17 protein-coding genes are annotated in these 16,294 nt (G+C 62.6%); 10 read left to right on the top strand and 7 right to left on the bottom strand.

Annotation, left to right across the window (positions count from 1 at the left end):
- Window positions 1-15: 15 nt before the first annotated feature.
- The gene (gene yrfG, locus CCOS864_RS02070; RefSeq protein WP_115084852.1) at window positions 16-678 is read left to right on the top strand and encodes a GMP/IMP nucleotidase; all 663 of its coding nucleotides are present in this window, start codon (window positions 16-18) and stop codon (window positions 676-678) included.
- Here the strand turns inward: yrfG and lysM are convergent, their stop codons facing one another.
- Window positions 679-1,119: a peptidoglycan-binding protein LysM gene (lysM, locus tag CCOS864_RS02065; RefSeq protein WP_115084851.1), complete on the bottom strand. Its 441-nt coding sequence runs from the start codon at window positions 1,117-1,119 to the stop codon at window positions 679-681.
- Between the two features lie 84 nt (window positions 1,120-1,203).
- On the opposite strand from lysM, the gene CCOS864_RS02060 reads away from it, so the two are divergent.
- From CCOS864_RS02060 to CCOS864_RS02035, 6 genes are all read left to right on the top strand, one after another.
- Window positions 1,204-2,091, top strand: coding sequence for a LysR family transcriptional regulator (locus tag CCOS864_RS02060; protein WP_115084850.1), 888 nt, complete (start codon window positions 1,204-1,206; stop codon window positions 2,089-2,091).
- A 95-nt stretch (window positions 2,092-2,186) separates the two neighbouring features.
- Complete coding sequence (gene fdhD / locus CCOS864_RS02055) at window positions 2,187-3,026, top strand: formate dehydrogenase accessory sulfurtransferase FdhD (RefSeq protein WP_115084849.1); 840 nt, start codon at window positions 2,187-2,189, stop codon at window positions 3,024-3,026.
- Window positions 3,023-5,359, top strand: a complete 2,337-nt coding sequence (locus CCOS864_RS02050; protein WP_115084848.1) for an FdhF/YdeP family oxidoreductase — start codon at window positions 3,023-3,025, stop codon at window positions 5,357-5,359. The genes fdhD and CCOS864_RS02050 overlap by 4 nt, the downstream gene beginning before the upstream one ends.
- Before the next feature lie 210 nt (window positions 5,360-5,569).
- Window positions 5,570-6,049 carry a glycine zipper domain-containing protein gene (locus CCOS864_RS02045; protein ID WP_176470452.1) on the top strand — a complete coding sequence of 160 codons (480 nt, stop codon included), beginning with the start codon at window positions 5,570-5,572 and terminating at the stop codon, window positions 6,047-6,049.
- Between the two features lie 287 nt (window positions 6,050-6,336).
- Entirely contained in the window at window positions 6,337-7,149 is an 813-nt protein-coding gene (locus CCOS864_RS02040; protein WP_115084847.1) for a CheR family methyltransferase, read from the top strand.
- A gap of 121 nt (window positions 7,150-7,270) precedes the next feature.
- Window positions 7,271-7,927 carry a response regulator gene (locus CCOS864_RS02035; RefSeq protein WP_026001197.1) on the top strand — a complete coding sequence of 219 codons (657 nt, stop codon included), beginning with the start codon at window positions 7,271-7,273 and terminating at the stop codon, window positions 7,925-7,927.
- A gap of 6 nt (window positions 7,928-7,933) precedes the next feature.
- Here the strand turns inward: CCOS864_RS02035 and CCOS864_RS02030 are convergent, their stop codons facing one another.
- From CCOS864_RS02030 to hslO, 3 genes are all read right to left on the bottom strand, one after another.
- Window positions 7,934-8,362, bottom strand: a complete 429-nt coding sequence (locus CCOS864_RS02030; protein WP_115084846.1) for an acyl-CoA thioesterase — start codon at window positions 8,360-8,362, stop codon at window positions 7,934-7,936.
- Window positions 8,363-8,528: 166 nt separating this feature from the next.
- Complete coding sequence (locus tag CCOS864_RS02025) at window positions 8,529-10,070, bottom strand: phosphoenolpyruvate carboxykinase (RefSeq protein ID WP_115084845.1); 1,542 nt, start codon at window positions 10,068-10,070, stop codon at window positions 8,529-8,531.
- A 179-nt stretch (window positions 10,071-10,249) separates the two neighbouring features.
- Window positions 10,250-11,152, bottom strand: coding sequence for an Hsp33 family molecular chaperone HslO (gene hslO / locus CCOS864_RS02015; RefSeq protein WP_115084844.1), 903 nt, complete (start codon window positions 11,150-11,152; stop codon window positions 10,250-10,252).
- A 105-nt stretch (window positions 11,153-11,257) separates the two neighbouring features.
- Between hslO and CCOS864_RS02010 the strand changes: the two genes are divergently transcribed.
- On the top strand, window positions 11,258-12,061 hold the full coding sequence (locus tag CCOS864_RS02010) for a phosphatase PAP2 family protein (RefSeq protein WP_115084843.1): 804 nt from the start codon (window positions 11,258-11,260) through the stop codon (window positions 12,059-12,061).
- On the opposite strand, the gene CCOS864_RS02005 is transcribed toward CCOS864_RS02010, so the two are convergent.
- Entirely contained in the window at window positions 12,058-12,459 is a 402-nt protein-coding gene (locus tag CCOS864_RS02005; RefSeq protein ID WP_115084842.1) for an RNA-binding S4 domain-containing protein, read from the bottom strand. The genes CCOS864_RS02010 and CCOS864_RS02005 overlap by 4 nt on opposite strands.
- Window positions 12,460-12,602: 143 nt before the next feature.
- Here CCOS864_RS02005 and rimB point away from each other — a divergent pair, with 143 nt between their 5' ends.
- On the top strand, window positions 12,603-13,085 hold the full coding sequence (gene rimB / locus CCOS864_RS02000) for a retropepsin-like aspartic endopeptidase RimB (protein WP_038998194.1): 483 nt from the start codon (window positions 12,603-12,605) through the stop codon (window positions 13,083-13,085).
- On the top strand, window positions 13,082-13,987 hold the full coding sequence (gene rimK / locus CCOS864_RS01995; RefSeq protein ID WP_010221234.1) for a 30S ribosomal protein S6--L-glutamate ligase: 906 nt from the start codon (window positions 13,082-13,084) through the stop codon (window positions 13,985-13,987). The genes rimB and rimK overlap by 4 nt, the downstream gene beginning before the upstream one ends.
- On the opposite strand, the gene CCOS864_RS01990 is transcribed toward rimK, so the two are convergent.
- The gene (locus CCOS864_RS01990; protein WP_115084841.1) at window positions 13,984-15,297 is read right to left on the bottom strand and encodes an ATP-binding protein; all 1,314 of its coding nucleotides are present in this window, start codon (window positions 15,295-15,297) and stop codon (window positions 13,984-13,986) included. The two genes, rimK and CCOS864_RS01990, sit on opposite strands and share 4 nt — an antisense overlap.
- Window positions 15,298-15,425: 128 nt before the next feature.
- Window positions 15,426-16,166, bottom strand: a complete 741-nt coding sequence (ompR, locus tag CCOS864_RS01985) for an osmolarity response regulator transcription factor OmpR (protein WP_115084840.1) — start codon at window positions 16,164-16,166, stop codon at window positions 15,426-15,428.
- Window positions 16,167-16,294: the final 128 nt, after the last annotated feature.

Genomic DNA, 16,294 nt, shown 5'->3' with positions numbered 1-16,294 from the left:
GCTCGAGAATTTCATATGCCCGTTTTAGCCTGGTCCACCATCGATACCGTCCTGCTGGACATGGACGGCACCCTGCTCGACCTGCACTTCGACAACCATTTCTGGCTCGAGCAACTGCCACAGCGCTACGCCGATCTGCACGGCATCAGCCGGGCCATGGCCGAGCTCGAGTTGCAGCCGCTGTTCGAGCAGCACGCAGGTTCGCTGAACTGGTACTGCCTGGACTTCTGGAGCCGCGAGCTGAACCTTTCGGTGCGCGAGCTGAAGCTGGAAACCGCCCACCTGATTGCCTTGCGCCCGGATGCCGACACTTTCCTGCAAGCGATCAAACAGGCCGGCAAGCGGGTGATCCTGATCACCAACGCCCATCGCGACTCGCTGTCGTTGAAGCTGGAACGGGTGGAGCTGGCGCCGTATTTCGAGCGCCTGATCAGCTCCCACGACTACGGCTACCCCAAGGAGAACCCGCAGTTCTGGAGCGCCCTGCAGGCCGATATCGGCTTCAGCCCGCAACGCAGCCTGTTTATCGACGACACCCTGTCGATCCTGCGCAGCGCCCGCGACTTCGGCGTGACGCACCTGCTTGCGGTGCGCCAGCCGGACAGCCGCAAAGGGCCACGGGATACCGAAGAATTCGCCGCGGTAGAGGACTACCGGGCGTTGCTCGAAGGGTTGTGATTACTCGGGGATGCGCAGGGTCTGGCCCGGGTAGATCTTGTCCGGGTGGCTGAGCAGCGGCTTGTTGGCTTCGAAAATCTTGTTGTACTGGTTGGCATTGCCGTACACGGCCAGCGAAATGGCGCTGAGGGTGTCGCCCTTCTTCACCACGACAAAACGGGCCGCAGCAACAACCGGGCCGGTGACAGTGATCTGATCATCCACCGACGCAACACCGGCAATGTTGCCGACCGCCAGGAGGATCTTCTCTTTCTCTTCCTGGCTGCTGACTTCGCCAGTCAGGATCACCTTGTCGCCTTCGACTGTGGCCTGAACGTTCGGATTACCCAGGCCGACCTTCGCCACATGCTCCTTCAACTGCTCGCTGGCATTGGCATTACCCGGGGTCAACAGGTCGATAAGTTTCTCGCCTGCTTCTTTGACAAAACTGAAAATGCTCATACCGCTCTCCTTGGTGATGAATCTCGGAGCCTGGAGTCTAGGACAGGTTAGAATGCTTCGCCTGCTTTGCGCCGTGGAGCGACGATGGACATCAAACAACTCAAATTCCTCATCGCCCTGGATGAAACCCGCCACTTCGGCCAGGCCGCCGCCCGCTGCCACGTCACCCAGCCGACCCTGTCGATGCGCCTGCGCAACCTGGAGCAGGAGCTGGACCTGGCCTTGGTCAACCGTGGCCAGCGCTTCGAGGGTTTTACCGCCCAGGGCGAACGGGTACTGGCCTGGGCCCGCTCAGTGATCGCCGCCTACGACGGCCTGAATGCCGAAGCGGCCGCCTGCCGTGGTCATCTGGTCGGCACCTTGCGCCTGGGCGTGGTGCCACTGTCGAGCTTCGATCCGCTGCCGCTGCTGCGGCGCATGCACCAGCAGCACCCGGAACTGCGCTTCGAACTCAGCGCCCTGAGCTCCGAGCAGATCCTCGAACAGCTGACCAGCAACCAGCTGGACCTGGGCGTGTCGTACCTCGATCGTCTCGACCATGAACGCTTCCAGTCGCTGCCGTTGGGCGAGACGCGCATGGGGCTTTTATATGATCCAGATCATTTTCGCTTCGAGGCCCAGCCCCTAAGCTGGCAACAGCTGACCGAACTGCCGCTGGGGCTGCTCACCGCCGGCATGCATTTTCGCCAGTCGATCGACCACAATTTCCACAGCCGCGGCCTGACACCACAGTTGTTGCTGCAGACCGATGCCGTCCATCAGTTGGCCCAGGCCGTCAGCGGCGGGCTATGCTGCGCCATCATGCCGTTGGCGGCAGGCCTGGAAGTGCTCACCGAACGGCTGCGCCTGCAACCGATCGAACAGGCCTGCACCCTGGCGCCACTGGGCCTGATCATGCGCCGCACGGCGCCACGCTCGGTCCTGGCCGAGGTGTGCCTGGCGGAATATCAAGCGCTGCAAGGCGAGGCTTGATCGACGCCGTCTATCAACGCATCAGCATTAGCGATTAGACGATACCCGAGCGCAAGCCTAGGCTTAAAGCTGAACAGCCGCCGGTACCTCTGCTGATGAGCACTAAACCCCCGGCCTGTGCGGCGTCCACCCCGCTTGTGACTGCGCCCGCGGCCAGCAACACCTACGACTACTGCCACCTTACCGACGACAGCCAGGCGCACACCGCACTGGCCGAAGAAGTCGCCCTGGCGATCGCCTATAACGGCATCAGCCAGGCGGTGATGCTGGTCAGCCCCACTGACCTGGAAGACTTTATCGTCGGTTTCAGCATCGGCAGCGGCATCATTGCCTCGGCCAACGAGATCTACGACGTCAAGTTCACCAGCAAGGGTTCGGCCGTGCATGCCGACGTCGAGATCGCCAACCGCGCCTTCTGGAACCTCAAGACCCAGCGCCGGCAACTGGCCGGTACCAGCGGCTGTGGCCTGTGCGGTGTAGAAGCGGTGGAGCAGGCACTGCCCGACCTAGCCGTGCTGCCCGGCGCGCCGCTGCCGCCAGCGCGCTGGCTTGAAGGCCTGCGCCAGCGCATGGATGCTTTCCAGCCCCTGGGCCAGCATTGCGGCGCGGTGCATGCGGCGCTGTTCATGAACAATCAGGGCGAGATCCTGCTGGGCCGTGAAGATATCGGCCGGCACAACGCCCTCGACAAGTTGATCGGTGCCCTGGTGCGCCAGCACATCAGCCTCGACGGTGGCTTGGCTATCGTTACCAGCCGCTGCAGCCTGGAACTGATCCAGAAGGTTTTGCGCGCCGGCATCCAGACCCTGGTCAGCCTGTCCTCACCCACCGGCCTGGCCCTGCAGTGGGCGCGGCGGCACAACCTCAATCTTATTCACCTGCCCAAACACAGCGCGCCACGGGTGTTCAGCCCCGTGCGGGAGAACAGAACGTGAGCCTGCATCACCAAGCCGATCAGAAGCCCGTGCCTCGCTACAAACCCTACAGCGGTGCCGCTGGCGGCTGGGGCGCGCTGCGCAGCGTGGCCCAGGCCTGGATCGGCAGCGACAACGCCCTGAAGAACATCCGCGCACTGCTCAAGACCAACCAGAACGGCGGTTTCGACTGTCCGGGCTGCGCCTGGGGCGACTCGCCGGAAAGCGGCATGGTCAAGTTCTGCGAGAACGGCGCCAAGGCGGTGAACTGGGAGGCGACCAAGCGCCGGGTGGATGCCGCGTTCTTCACCCGCCACAGCGTCACATCGTTGCTGGCCCAGAGCGACTACTGGCTCGAATACCAGGGCCGGCTGACCGAGCCGATGGTCTACGACGCCAATACCGACCGCTACAAACCGATCGACTGGGACGGTGCCTTCGCCCTCATCGCCGAGCACCTGCACCAGCTCGAAAGCCCGGACCAGGCCGAGTTCTACACCTCCGGCCGGGCCAGCAATGAAGCGGCGTACCTGTACCAGCTGTTCGTGCGTGCCTATGGCACCAACAACTTTCCGGACTGCTCGAACATGTGCCACGAGGCCAGTGGCGTGGCCCTTGGGCAGAGTGTCGGGGTTGGCAAGGGCACGGTAACTTTCGACGACTTCGAGCATGCCGACGCGATCTTCGTCTGGGGCCAGAACCCCGGCACCAACCATCCGCGCATGCTCGAGCCGCTGCGTGAAGCGGTCAAGCGCGGCGCCCAGGTGGTATGCGTCAACCCGCTCAAGGAGCGCGGCCTGGAACGTTTCCAGCATCCGCAGCACCCGCTGGAGATGCTCACCAACGGCGACCGCCCGACCAACACCGCCTACTTCCGCCCGGCCCTGGGTGGCGACATGGCGGTACTGCGCGGAATGGCCAAGTTCCTCTTGCAGTGGGAGCGTGAAGCCCAGGCCAGCAATGCCCCGGCGATCTTCGATCATGACTTCCTCAACCAGCATACCCAGGACGTACTGGCTTACCTGGCAGCCGTCGATGCCACCTCATGGGAGCAGATCACCGCGCAATCAGGCCTGACCCTGGCCGAGATCGAGCACGCCGCACGCATGTACTGCAAGGCGAAAAAGGTCATCATGTGCTGGGCCATGGGTATCACCCAGCATCGCCATTCGGTCGCGACCATCCAGGAAATCGCCAACCTGATGCTGCTGCGCGGCAACCTCGGCGTCCCCGGCGCCGGCCTGTGCCCGGTGCGTGGCCACAGCAACGTGCAGGGCGACCGCACCATGGGCATCAACGAGCGGCCACCGGTGGCCCTGCTCGACGCCCTGGAGCGCCGCTTCGGCTTCAAGGTGCCACGGCACAATGGCCACAACACGGTCGAGGCGATCCGTGCCATGGCCGACGGCCAGGCCAAGGTGTTCATCGCCCTGGGTGGTAATTTCGCCCAGGCCACGCCGGACACCGAACGCACCGCCCAGGCCCTGCGCAACTGCGAGCTGACCGTGCAGATCAGTACCAAGCTCAACCGCAGCCACCTGCTGCATGGCAAGCAGGCGCTGATTCTGCCGTGCCTGGGGCGCACCGATATCGACCTGCAGGGTGAAGGCCCGCAGGCAGTGACGGTGGAAGATTCGTTCAGCATGGTCCACGCCTCCAATGGCCAGCTGCAACCGCTGTCACGGCAAATGCGCTCGGAGCCTGCGGTAATCGCCGGGATTGCCAATGCCACCCTCGGCGCCAAGCCGGTGGACTGGAACTGGCTGATCGCCGACTACGCGCGGATCCGCGACCTGATCGACCAGACCATCCCCGGCTTTGACAAATTCAACCAGCGTCTGGAGCATCCAGGCGGCTTCTACCTGGGCAATAGCGCCGGCCAACGTCAATGGAAAACCGCCAGCGGCCGGGCCAACTTCAAGGCCAATGCCCTGCCGGACGACCTGCTGCACGAGCGCGTGCGCGCCAGCGGCCAGGTGCCGGACCTGATCATGCAGTCGATGCGCTCCCACGATCAGTACAACACCACCATCTACGGCCTGGATGATCGCTACCGTGGGGTCAAGGGCCAGCGCAACGTGCTATTCGCCAATGAAGCCGACATCCTCCGCCTGGGTTTCCACCCCGGTGACAAGGCCGATATCGTCTCGTTGTGGAGTGATGGCCGCGAACGGCGGGTCAAGGGCTTCACCCTGCTGGCCTTTGATATCCCGGCCGGCCAGGCGGCCGCCTACTACCCGGAAGTGAACCCGCTGGTGCCACTGGAAAGCGTTGGCGACGGCAGCCACACGCCAACTTCGAAGTTCGTTGCGATCCAGCTGCAACCTGCCAGCGACAACGCCCGGATCCTCTGACAGAATCGGCGGCAGACAGGCACAAAAAAGGCCCTGACATCACTGTCGGGGCCTCGTTCCAAGTAAACTCAGACAAGCGAAAAACGATAAAGTTTCACAGTGAAAACAGTAACTTAGAAAATTGTGTACAACTCGTGTTACTCGTCGGATTTCGTTTGCCAGCCCCCCTCTCCAGCCTCAGGATCGCCTCGTCATCCCTATGAGGCTTTCTTGATGAAGTACTCCTCGATTCTGTTGTTGTCTCTCGGCCTGCTCAGCGGCGTTGCCTCGGCAGGTGGCACCACCGAAGCCGGTATTGGCGGCGCATTGGGTGGGGTACTCGGCTCAGTGGTCGGTCAATCCATCGGCGGCAGCACTGGCGGTGCAATCGGTGCCGGCCTGGGCGGCGCGGCCGGCAGTGCGGTTGGTGCCGACAAGCGCCAGCGTGGTGAAGCCGCAATCGGTGGTGCCCTGGGCGCAGCCGGCGGTAACGTGGTCGGCCGCAGCATGGGCGGTACCACTGGCAGCTACATCGGTGCGGCCGCAGGTGGTGGCGCCGGTGGCGCACTGGGTAACTACATGGGCAACAAGGCCGATGAAGACGACCGCGATGACCGCCGCTACCGCCGCGGCTACGATGACCGTCGTTATTACGACCGTGGCCACCACTACGGCCACCGCAAGCACAAAAAGCACTGGCGTCACCGCTAAGCCCTTTCGGGCTTAAGCCAAACTCCTAGACCCTGCCCTCACGGGCAGGGATCGCTACAATACCCCGCGCGTTACCGATCAAGCCCTGCAGGCCAATCCTCCGGCCACTCCAGGCAGGTTCTACATTCCCTCCTCCTTGCTACTCACCCGCGACCTAGGGGCAACCCCGATTCTGGCGAATATAGCCAGTAGCTATCATCGGCCGTTCCCAATCAGCCAATGGACGCAGGGAATGCGCATCTATCACGCAAAGACGGCCCGATTGCCCATTGCACGAGGGGAGTGAGATGCCTGCCAGCAGCCGCCCTCCGTTGCTGAGCGAAGCCCAGTTCCTGCGCTTTCGCACCCTGGTCAGCCAGCGCACTGGCGTGTTCCTCGCCGCCGACCGCCGGGCCGCCGTGGCTGCGCGCCTGGGAAAGCGCCTGCGGCATCTGCAACTGAGCGCCTTCGAGCAGTACCTGCAGTTGATCGAACAGCCTGATCAGCAGCAGGAACAGCAGCGGGTGCTAGACCTGTTGATCGCCCGCGACAGCTACTTCTTCCGCGAACATCGCCATTTCGAATTCCTCGCCCAGTGGCTGCGCGACATACCGCGGCCGCTAAGGCTCTGGAGCGCGGCCTGCGCCTCTGGCGAAGAAGCCTACAGCTTGGCCATGGTGGCCAGCGAACACGCCGCAAACGATGACTGGAGCGTTCTGGCCAGCGACGTCAGCCCCAACCTGCTACAGCAGGCAGCCGAAGGCATCTACGAGGTTACCCAGGCCCGTTATTTTCCTGAAGGCTGGTTGCAACGTTACTGCCTGTGTGGCGTCGGCGAGATGGCCGGGCGCATGCGCATGGCTGCGTCCTTGCGGGAGCGCTTGACGTTTCGCCAGATCAACCTGATCCAGCCTCTGGCTGGCGACCTGGGGCTGTTCGATGTGATTTTTCTGCGCAATCTGCTGGCCTATTTCAGTCAGGATGAGAAGCAGCGCGTGGTTCATCGCCTGCTGGCCTGCCTGCGCCCGGGCGGCCTGCTGCTGATCGGGCATAGCGAGAGCATCCACGGGCTTGACCTGCCCTTGCGGCCGATCCTGCCCTCGGTGTTCGAACGCCTATGATGGCCTGCGCTGCCGGGACCTGCGGCAGGCCCCCGATACTGATCGCGCCACCACGCGGCAGCGCTCATCCGGACCGAGCAAACCTGCCGCCCCTCTTCTTTTGCGAAACAGGCTCGAACCCATGCTTTGCCGAATACTACTTGCCGATGACTCGCCGCTCTTTCGAGCGGGCCTGCGAGCGCTGCTCGAACAAAAAAAACAATACGCCGTAGTCGGTGACGCAGGCGATGGCATGACCGCTGTCGCCCTGGCCGAGAAACTCAAGCCCGACATCATCCTGCTGGACATGACCGCCGACACCCTCGACAGCGAGCAGATTCTGCGCGAGCTGTTCCTGCGCGTGCCGTCCAGCCACGTGCTGATGCTTTCGTCGCGCTCGGAGCTGGACTTCGTCATGCGCTGCCTGCAATTGGGTGCCCATGGTTTCCTGCTCAAGAGCGCCACCGTACTGGAGCTGGAGCAGGCCTTGCAGGCCCTGAAGAACGGCGGCCAGTACCTGTCCTCAGCGGTGCTGCCGATGGTCATTGGCCAGGCGGTGAAACACAGCCGCAAGCGCCCCAGCGGCAGCACCACGATGCAGCTCACCGCACGCCAGCTGGAAATCCTGCGGCTGATCGCCCGCGGTGAATCGACCCGCTCGATTGCCGACGGCCTCGGCCTGAGCGTGAAGACCATCGAGGCGCATCGCTCGCAAATCATGCACCGCCTGCAGATTCACGACGTACCGGGCCTGGTGCTGTTCGCCGTACGCGAAGGGATCATCCGCCTCAACGATTGAGTGGCCTCAGCCTTGCAAGCGCTCCAGCGCCGCCAGCAGCGTGGCCGGTAACTGCGCCGGCCGGCCTGAGCTGCGCTCGACGAACACCTGTACCACTTTGCCGGCCGCGCAGGGTTGCCCGTCCTCGACCCGAAACAACGCCAACTGGTACTCCACCGAACTGCCTGCCAGGCGCGCCACCCGCAGGCCGACCTCAAGGGTGTCGGGGAAGGCCGGCAAGGCGAAGAAGTCCGCCGCCGAGCTGACCACGAAGCCGGCGACCTCGCCTTCCTGCAGGTCCAGCCCGGCCTGTTGCAGCAGGTACGCCTGGATCGCCGTGTCGAAGTAGGCGTAAACCGTGGCACCGGCTATATGGCCATTGAGGTCGCTGTCCTGCCAGCGGCTGAGGATCGGGTGCAGGTGGGGATAGGCTTGGCGCTGAGGGAGTTCGGACATGGTGGGCCTGAGTATTGGATGGCTCATAACTGTAGGAGCGGGCTTGCCCCGCGATCAAGCACCAATTGATCATCATTCGGGCAAGCCCCCTCCCACAAGAGATTCGTTGGACCGGAAAGCAAAAAACCGCCCATGAGGGCGGTTTTTTGTTTACGCGGGCTTCAGCTTACAGCTGTGGGCCAGCAGCCTTGATGGCGTCGGAAACTTCGAACTTCTTGAAGTTTTCGATGAACAGGCCAGCCAGGGCTTTTGCAGCTTCATCGTAAGCAGCCTTGTCAGCCCAGGTGTTGCGTGGGTTGAGCAGGTTGGTTTCAACGCCCGGCACGGCCAGTGGCACGTCGACGTTGATGATGTCCAGGTGTTCGGTTTCGGTGCCGATCAGGGCGCCGCTCTGGATCGCTGCGATCACCGCGCGGGTGGTCGGAATGTTGAAGCGCTTGCCAACGCCGTAGCCACCGCCGGTCCAGCCGGTGTTGACCAGGTAGACCTTGGAGCCGAAGCCGCGGATACGCTTGATCAGCAGTTCAGCGTACTCGCCAGCCGGACGCGGGAAGAACGGTGCGCCGAAGCAGGTGGAGAAGGTCGACTTGATGCCGCTGCCCGAACCCATTTCGGTCGAGCCCACCAGTGCGGTGTAGCCGGACAGGAAGTGATAGGCCGCTTGTTCTTCGTTGAGGATCGACACTGGCGGCAGCACGCCGGTCAGGTCGCAGGTCAGGAAGATGACCGCGTTAGGCTCGCCACCGAGGTTTTTCTCGGAACGCTTGGCAACGTGCTCCAGCGGGTAGGCGGCGCGGCTGTTCTGAGTCAGGCTGACATCGGCGTAGTCGGCGTGCTTGGCGTCGTCGATGACGACGTTCTCCAGTACCGCGCCGTGCTTGATGGCTTTCCAGATGACCGGCTCGTTCTTCTCGGACAGGTCGATGCACTTGGCGTAGCAGCCGCCTTCGATGTTGAAGACAACGCCTTCGCCCCAACCGTGCTCGTCGTCGCCGATCAGGTAACGGCTTTCGTCAGCCGACAGGGTGGTCTTGCCGGTACCCGACAGACCGAAGAACAGGGTCACGTCGCCCTCTTCGCCGATGTTGGCGGCGCAGTGCATTGGCAGCACGTCGGCAGCCGGCAGCAGGAAGTTCTGCACCGAGAACATGGCTTTCTTCATTTCACCGGCGTAACGCATACCGGCGATCAGCACTTTCTTCTGGGCGAAGTTGAGGATCACGCAACCATCGGAGTTGGTGCCGTCACGCTCAGGCACGCACTCGAAGTTGGCAACGTTGAGTACTTGCCACTCATCACGGCCAGCAGGGTTGTACTGCTGCGGGTTGATGAACAGGCAACGGCCGAACAGGTTCTGCCAGGCGGTCTGGGTGGTCATCTTGACCGGCAGGTAGTGATCGGCGGCTGCACCTACGTGAACGTAGGAAACGAAGTGTTCCTGGGCGTTGTTGAACGCCTCGACGCGGTCCCACAGGGCATCGAACTTGTCGGCCGGGAACTTGCGGTTGATCGGGCCCCAGGCGATGGCGTCCTGAGTGGACGGCTCTTCGACGATGAAACGATCCACTGGCGAACGACCGGTGCGGTGACCGGTTTTCACGACCAGCGCGCCAGTGTCGGCCAGCTCGCCTTCACCGCGGTTCAGCGCTTCTTTGACCAGCTCATCGACGCTCAGGTCGGTGTAGACGGTGTTGTTGGCTTGCGTCATGAGATTCCCCATCCGGCCTGCGGCCGAGTGCTCCAAACGTTTTGTAGTAGATCTTTCCAAACTACTACAGCGAAAAAAGTGGCCGGATTATGCCAGAAACGCCCAAAAAAAGTAGGGCCCTCCTGTCAGAACGGCGTGTTTCCGGCGTTAGACAGGAGATTTACCTGTGATGAAACGTTTTAGTGACGAGTATCTGACGGCGTGTCTACACCGCCACCGGCGAACAATTGCTCGATATCGGCGGCATCGAATTGATAGCGCTGATTGCAGAACTGGCAATCGACTTCGATCTTGCCGCCATGTTCGTTAATCAGCTCCAGCGCGTCATGTTTGCCAAGGCTGACCAATGCATTACCGGAGCGCTCACGCGAGCAGCTGCAGCGGAAATGCAGCGGCTGGACATCGAACAGGCGCACGGCATCCTCGTGATACAGGCGATGCAGCACGGTTTCGTTGTCCAGACCCAGCAGTTCCTCGGCTTTCACCGTATTGGCCAGCGCTTTCACATGGTTCCAGCTTTCCTCACGCTCCTCGATGTCCTTCTGGCGGTCGGCAGGCAGCTGCTGCACCAGCAGGCCACGGGCTCGAATGCCGTCGGCGGCCAGCGAGATGCAGGTGTTGATCTGCTGGGACATGACGAAATAGTTGGTGAAACACTCCGACAGGTCTTTGCCGTCCAGCTCCACCGTGCCCTGGTAGCGCTGACCGTTGACCGGAATGATGGTCAGGACCAGATGCCCGCCAGGCATCAGGTCGGCAAGGGTTGCATCATCCTCGATCTGCTCGGCCGCATAGCGTGCCAGGCCGCGAATTTCGTGCTCGCTGGTGCACTCGATGGCCAGCAGGGGCACCGGCCCGCTCGACTGTGCCTGAAGGATCAGCAGACCATCGAACTTCAGCGTACCCACCAGCAGCGCGGCAGCCGCCATCAGCTCGCCGAGCAGTTGGGCGACAGGCTGCGGGTAAGGATGCTTGGCCAGCACTTCGGCGTAGCTGCGCTCCAGCCCGACCATTTCACCGCGCACATCGCGGTCGTCGAAGATGAAGCGTTGTGTGTAGTCGGTATCTGGCAAATCGGACATGGGTTCTGGCTTTCTGAATGATGACAAAATAATTTCAAGGGCCTATAAAGCCCGACCTAGAGCACCAGAATGGTGCACTCGTGGTTCGCAGCAAAGAGGTAGTTTATGGACAATTCTTCACTGTTCCAAGCAAGGTGGGCTTGGGGTCCTTTGATTCTCTGCACGGTTTTGCCCGTTGCCCTACTGTGTTTCTGGTTATGGCCCTTTGGCCAGATCCTCTGCCTGACTTTCGACGAATGGCTGTTTCACCTGCTCAATCGGCCACTTGCCGACAATAGCACCTGGCGTTACATCTGGACCGTTGGCAGCCTGCGTCCGTTCGATATCGTCGTCGGCCTGATCCTGCTCAGCCTGCTGGTCCGCGGCGACTGGGTGTTCAAGGCGGGCCAGGTGCGCCAGGCCTTCTTTGGTTTCTTCGCCACCCTGGTCTTGCTGCTGTTGATCCGCGCGTTGTTCTCGAAATGGATGAACGCCATGGGCTGGCAGCACAACAGCCCGTCGATGGTGTTCAGCGACGCCATCCACCTGAGCGACTTCTACCCGCATCTGGAAGCCAGATGGGAGCTCAAGGACCGCTCCAGCCAGAGCTTCCCCGGTGACCATGCCTCGGTGCTGCTGATCTGGGCGATGTTCATGAGCCTGTTCAGCCGCAAGCTGCTGCAGCAAATACTGGTCTGGGCCCTGGCGCTGCTGTTCATGTTGCCACGCCTGGTAGCCGGCGCGCACTGGGGCCAGGACGACTACATCGGCGGCGTGCTGATGGCAGTGCTGGCCCTGGGCTGGAGCTGCTATACCCCATTTGCCGCCAAAGCCAGCGCCACCCTGATGCGCCTGAGCGCGCCATTGTTCGAGTGGCTGGTGCGGCTGCCGCTGCTCGGGCGCCTGCACGTGATCAACCCGCGCGCTTAACCTGCGCTGTCATGCAACTGATGCAGCTGGCGCCGCTGTTTCTTGGTGGGCCGGCCATCAGTGCTGACACCCAGAGCGCCGGCCTTGCGCAGGGCAGCGGCTTGTTCGCGGCGAGCAATGCTCTGCTCGGTCTCTTCATACAGCGCCTGAGCTTCCGGCGCGCCACGACGCACCACCGACAACGCCTTGACCACTACCGTACGCTCGTCAAAGCCGGTGCGCAGCACGAACTCATCGCCCATCCGCGGCTCTTTGCCCGGCTTGCACCGTTCGCCCCGGCAATGCACCTTGCCGCTTTCAATGGCCGCCTTGGCCAGCGCCCGGGTCTTGTAGAAACGCGCTGCCCATAGCCATTTGTCCAGGCGGACCTTGTCATCCTCTTCCTGCTTTTGTGCCATGACATTTCCCCACTTATTTTCGTAAAGAGAACTGTACTACCGTATCTGGCGGATGCAAAAAACACGCGGCGTGCTTACAGTTCACCGACCTGTCGCTCACATCCGTTTTGGTGCCTGACGACTTATTACGCTGGTTGAGCATTTTGAAGACATTTGACCATTTGACCGTGATCGGCCTGCGCGAGTGGGTGGCCCTGCCGGACCTCGGCCTGGCCGGCCTGCGGGCCAAGATCGACACCGGCGCCAGCACCTCGAGCCTGCACGCCACCGAAGTCGAACCCTTCGAGCGCGATGGCGAGCAGTGGGTGCGTTTCAACGCCCACCTGGGCTCGGTGGTACAACTGCGCCACCGGCGCTGCGAAGCGCCGCTGGTGACGATGAAGACCATCAAGAGCTCCAACGGCCAGGCCCAGACCCGCTACGTGATCCGCACGCCGTTGGCGCTGGGTGACCGGGTGTGGGAAGTGGAATTCACCCTGGCTTGCCGCAAGGCCATGCGCTATCGCCTGTTGCTCGGTTCCAAAGCCCTGATCCATGGCCAGTTGGTGGTCAATCCGGGGCTCAAGTACGTTCAGGACAAGCCGGCATTCCCGGCCACTATCACTCCCTCCACAGGTGTTGCATGAAGATCGCCGTGCTGTCGCGAAACCCGCGTCTGTATTCCACTCGTCGCCTGGTCGAAGCCGGTACCGAACGAGGCCATGAGGTGGTTGTGATCGACACCCTGCGCGCCTATATGAACATCGCCAGCCACAAGCCGCAGATTCACTACCGCGGCAAGCCGCTGGAAAACTTCGACGCGGTGATCCCACGGATCGGCGCTTCGGTGACCTTCTACGGCTGCGCAGTGCTGCGCCAGTTCGAAATGATGGGGGTGTTCCCGCTCAACGAATCGGTGGCCATTGCCCGCTCGCGGGACAAGCTGCGTTCGCTGCAGCTATTGTCGCGTCGGGGGATCGGCCTGCCGGTCACTGGCTTTGCCCACTCGCCGGACGATATCCCCGACCTGATCCAGATGGTCAACGGCGCCCCGCTGGTGATCAAGGTACTCGAAGGCACCCAGGGCATCGGCGTCGTGCTGTGCGAAACCACCAAGGCCGCCGAGTCGGTGATCGAAGCCTTCATGGGGCTGAAGCAGAACATCATGGTCCAGGAATACATCAAGGAAGCCGGAGGCGCCGACATCCGCTGCTTCGTGGTCGGTGACAAGGTCATCGCCTCGATGAAGCGCCAGGCCAAGCCTGGTGAGTTTCGCTCCAACCTGCACCGCGGCGGCAGCGCCAGCCTGATCAAGATCACCCCGGAAGAGCGCATGACCGCCATCCGCGCGGCCAAGGTCATGGGCCTGAGCGTGGCCGGGGTGGATATCCTGCGTTCCAATCACGGTCCGCTGGTGATGGAGGTGAACTCCTCACCAGGCCTGGAAGGCATTGAAGTCACCACCGGCAAGAACGTTGCCGGGATGATCATCGAACACCTGGAGAAGAATGGCGGGCCGAACCTGACCCGCACCAAAGGCAAAGGCTAGACCGCGTCGCGGGGCAGCATCAGCCCTAACGGCAACCGCACCCGCGCCTCCAGGCCGCCGCCTGAACGGTTGCGCAACTGCACGTTGCCGCCGTGCTGGGCGGCGATCCGCTTGACGATCGCCAGGCCCAGCCCGGTGCCCTTGCCGCTGCGGGCACGGTCACCGCGAATGAACGGGTTGAAGATACCCTCCAGCTCGCCCGGGTCGATCCCGGCACCACGGTCCAGCACGCTCAGCACCACGTAAGGCGCACCACTCTCACCCGATACATAGGCCGCCACTTCCACACCCTTGCCGGCGTGATACAGGGCGTTGCCAATCAGGTTGTTGAGCAGGCGCTTTAGCGACACCCGGCGCAGCGGGAACGGAGGGATCGGCTCCAGGCACAGGCGTACCTGTTCTTCCGGCTGGTTGAACGGCGCCACCACTTCACGCACCAGCTCACTGAAATCGACCTCTTCGACCGGCTCGTCGCGGCCATCGCGAATGAACGCCAGGAACTGGTCGAGAATTGCGTCCATGTCTTCGATATCGCGGACCATGTCGTCGGTCAGGTCGCTTTCGTTGGCCAGCAACGACAACGACAGACGCAAGCGCGTCAGCGGTGTGCGCAGGTCATGGGAAACCCCGGCCAGCATCAACTCGCGCTCGCGGCCGGCCTGTTCGACATCCTCGGCCATCTGGTTGAACGCGCGGTATACCTCGGTCATTTCGCTCGGCGTGTCGCTGATCGGCAGCCGTACGCTGCGCCCCTGGCCCAGCTGCCGGGCAGCGAACACCAGGCGCTTGAGCGGCTGGTTGAGCTGGCGCACGAAGATCCACGCCGACGCGGTGGACAACAAGCCGATGGCCAGGAACCAGCCCAACACGCTCCAGATCTTCTGCCCACGCAGCGGGTGCGGATACAGCGGCACCTTCAGCCAGCCATCGCCCAGGCTCGGAGCCCGTACCCACAAGGCCGGTGGTGCATGCACGCGCAGGCGAACTTCGGTATCGGCGCCCAGCTCGGCCTGCATCTGGCGCTGGTAGATCTCGCTGTACGGCCAGTGCTGTTCACCCTCGGGAACGCCGGAGCCAACCACGCGAATCAGCCCCGCCGCCTCGGCGATCTTGTCGCGGTCAGACTCGTCGGCAGCCCAGTAGGCGCGCAGGGTCAAGGCCACGCCGTGGCTGTACTGCCGATCAACCAGCACGTCCTCGTTCATCAGCAGGTACACCAGGGTCAGGGCCTTGGAGAACAGCACGACGATCAGCACCAGCCAGAGGGTGCGGGCGAAGAAGCTTTGCGGGAACCACAGGGGCGTTTTCATCGACAACGGCTACACACTATGCGGGAACGAGCGGGGCTCGCAGGCTTTGCAAAGCGCTGCACAGGCAAAAACAGGGCAACCCCGAAGGTCTGCCCTGCTGGCGGTGAGCTACTCCTGCAAACGAAACATCACTTGGTGGCATTACCATCCGGCACAAACACATAACCAACGCCCCAGACGGTCTGGATATAACGCGGCTTGGACGGGTCGGGTTCGATCATCCGCCGCAGGCGCGAGATCTGCACGTCGATGGAGCGCTCAAGGGCGTCCCACTCGCGACCACGGGCCAGGTTCATCAGCTTGTCGCGGGTCAGCGGCTCGCGGGCGTGCATCACCAGCGCCTTGAGTACGGCGAACTCACCGGTGGTGAGCATGTGCACTTCTTCACCGCGCTTGAGTTCGCGGGTGGCCAGCGACAGCTCGTAGTCGCCGAAGGTAACGGTTTCGTCCTCGCTGCCCGGTGCGCCCGGTACCGCCGGTGCCTGACGGCGCAGCACGGCCTTGACCCGGGCCATCAGCTCGTCGGGGTTGAAAGGCTTGGCCAGGTAGTCGTCGGCACCCAGCTCCAGGCCCTTGATGCGGCTCAGCTCGTCGCCCTTGGCGGTGAGCATGATGATCGGGATCTGGTTGTTCGCGGCGCGCAGGCGGCGGCAGGCAGTCAGGCCGTCTTCGCCAGGCAGCATCAGGTCGAGCACCACCAGGTTGAAAACTTCGCGGGCCAGCAGGCGGTCCATCTGTTCGGTATTGGGTACTGCACGGGCACGATAACCCTTGCTGGTGAAGAAACGTTCCAGCAGGCTGCTCAGGCCCGGGTCATCGTCGACGATGAGAATTTTGTCGCCTTCGGCGGTTTGTGCAGTGCTGCTCATGGGTAGCTCCTCTAATCTCGGCACGCATTATGGCTTAGCCATCAATGGCCGTGCCGTGTGCATTGTTAGCAGATTTTTCCCCGGGTGCCAGTATTGCCGGGCCGACAACTGGCCTGCTGCTATCACCG

The sequence above is a fragment of the Pseudomonas wadenswilerensis genome (genome assembly GCF_900497695.1).
In the GTDB taxonomy this organism is placed as follows: Bacteria; Pseudomonadota; Gammaproteobacteria; order Pseudomonadales; family Pseudomonadaceae; genus Aquipseudomonas; species Aquipseudomonas wadenswilerensis.
This window is presented reverse-complemented; position numbering and strand designations above follow the sequence as displayed.

Excerpts from the sequence above, each read along its gene's own strand:
- yrfG (WP_115084852.1), top strand. The coding sequence starts at position 16 with ATGCCCGTTTTAGCCTGGTCCACCATCGATACCGTCCTGCTGGACATG.
- CCOS864_RS02005 (WP_115084842.1), bottom strand. The coding sequence starts at position 12,459 with ATGGCACAAAAGCAGGAAGAGGATGACAAGGTCCGCCTGGACAAATGG.
- CCOS864_RS02025 (WP_115084845.1), bottom strand. The coding sequence starts at position 10,070 with ATGACGCAAGCCAACAACACCGTCTACACCGACCTGAGCGTCGATGAG.
- rimK (WP_010221234.1), top strand. The coding sequence starts at position 13,082 with ATGAAGATCGCCGTGCTGTCGCGAAACCCGCGTCTGTATTCCACTCGT.
- CCOS864_RS02010 (WP_115084843.1), top strand. The coding sequence starts at position 11,258 with ATGGACAATTCTTCACTGTTCCAAGCAAGGTGGGCTTGGGGTCCTTTG.
- CCOS864_RS02060 (WP_115084850.1), top strand. The coding sequence starts at position 1,204 with ATGGACATCAAACAACTCAAATTCCTCATCGCCCTGGATGAAACCCGC.
- lysM (WP_115084851.1), bottom strand. The coding sequence starts at position 1,119 with ATGAGCATTTTCAGTTTTGTCAAAGAAGCAGGCGAGAAACTTATCGAC.
- CCOS864_RS02040 (WP_115084847.1), top strand. The coding sequence starts at position 6,337 with ATGCCTGCCAGCAGCCGCCCTCCGTTGCTGAGCGAAGCCCAGTTCCTG.
- CCOS864_RS02035 (WP_026001197.1), top strand. The coding sequence starts at position 7,271 with ATGCTTTGCCGAATACTACTTGCCGATGACTCGCCGCTCTTTCGAGCG.
- CCOS864_RS01990 (WP_115084841.1), bottom strand. The coding sequence starts at position 15,297 with ATGAAAACGCCCCTGTGGTTCCCGCAAAGCTTCTTCGCCCGCACCCTC.
- ompR (WP_115084840.1), bottom strand. The coding sequence starts at position 16,166 with ATGAGCAGCACTGCACAAACCGCCGAAGGCGACAAAATTCTCATCGTC.
- fdhD (WP_115084849.1), top strand. The coding sequence starts at position 2,187 with ATGAGCACTAAACCCCCGGCCTGTGCGGCGTCCACCCCGCTTGTGACT.
- CCOS864_RS02030 (WP_115084846.1), bottom strand. The coding sequence starts at position 8,362 with ATGTCCGAACTCCCTCAGCGCCAAGCCTATCCCCACCTGCACCCGATC.
- hslO (WP_115084844.1), bottom strand. The coding sequence starts at position 11,152 with ATGTCCGATTTGCCAGATACCGACTACACACAACGCTTCATCTTCGAC.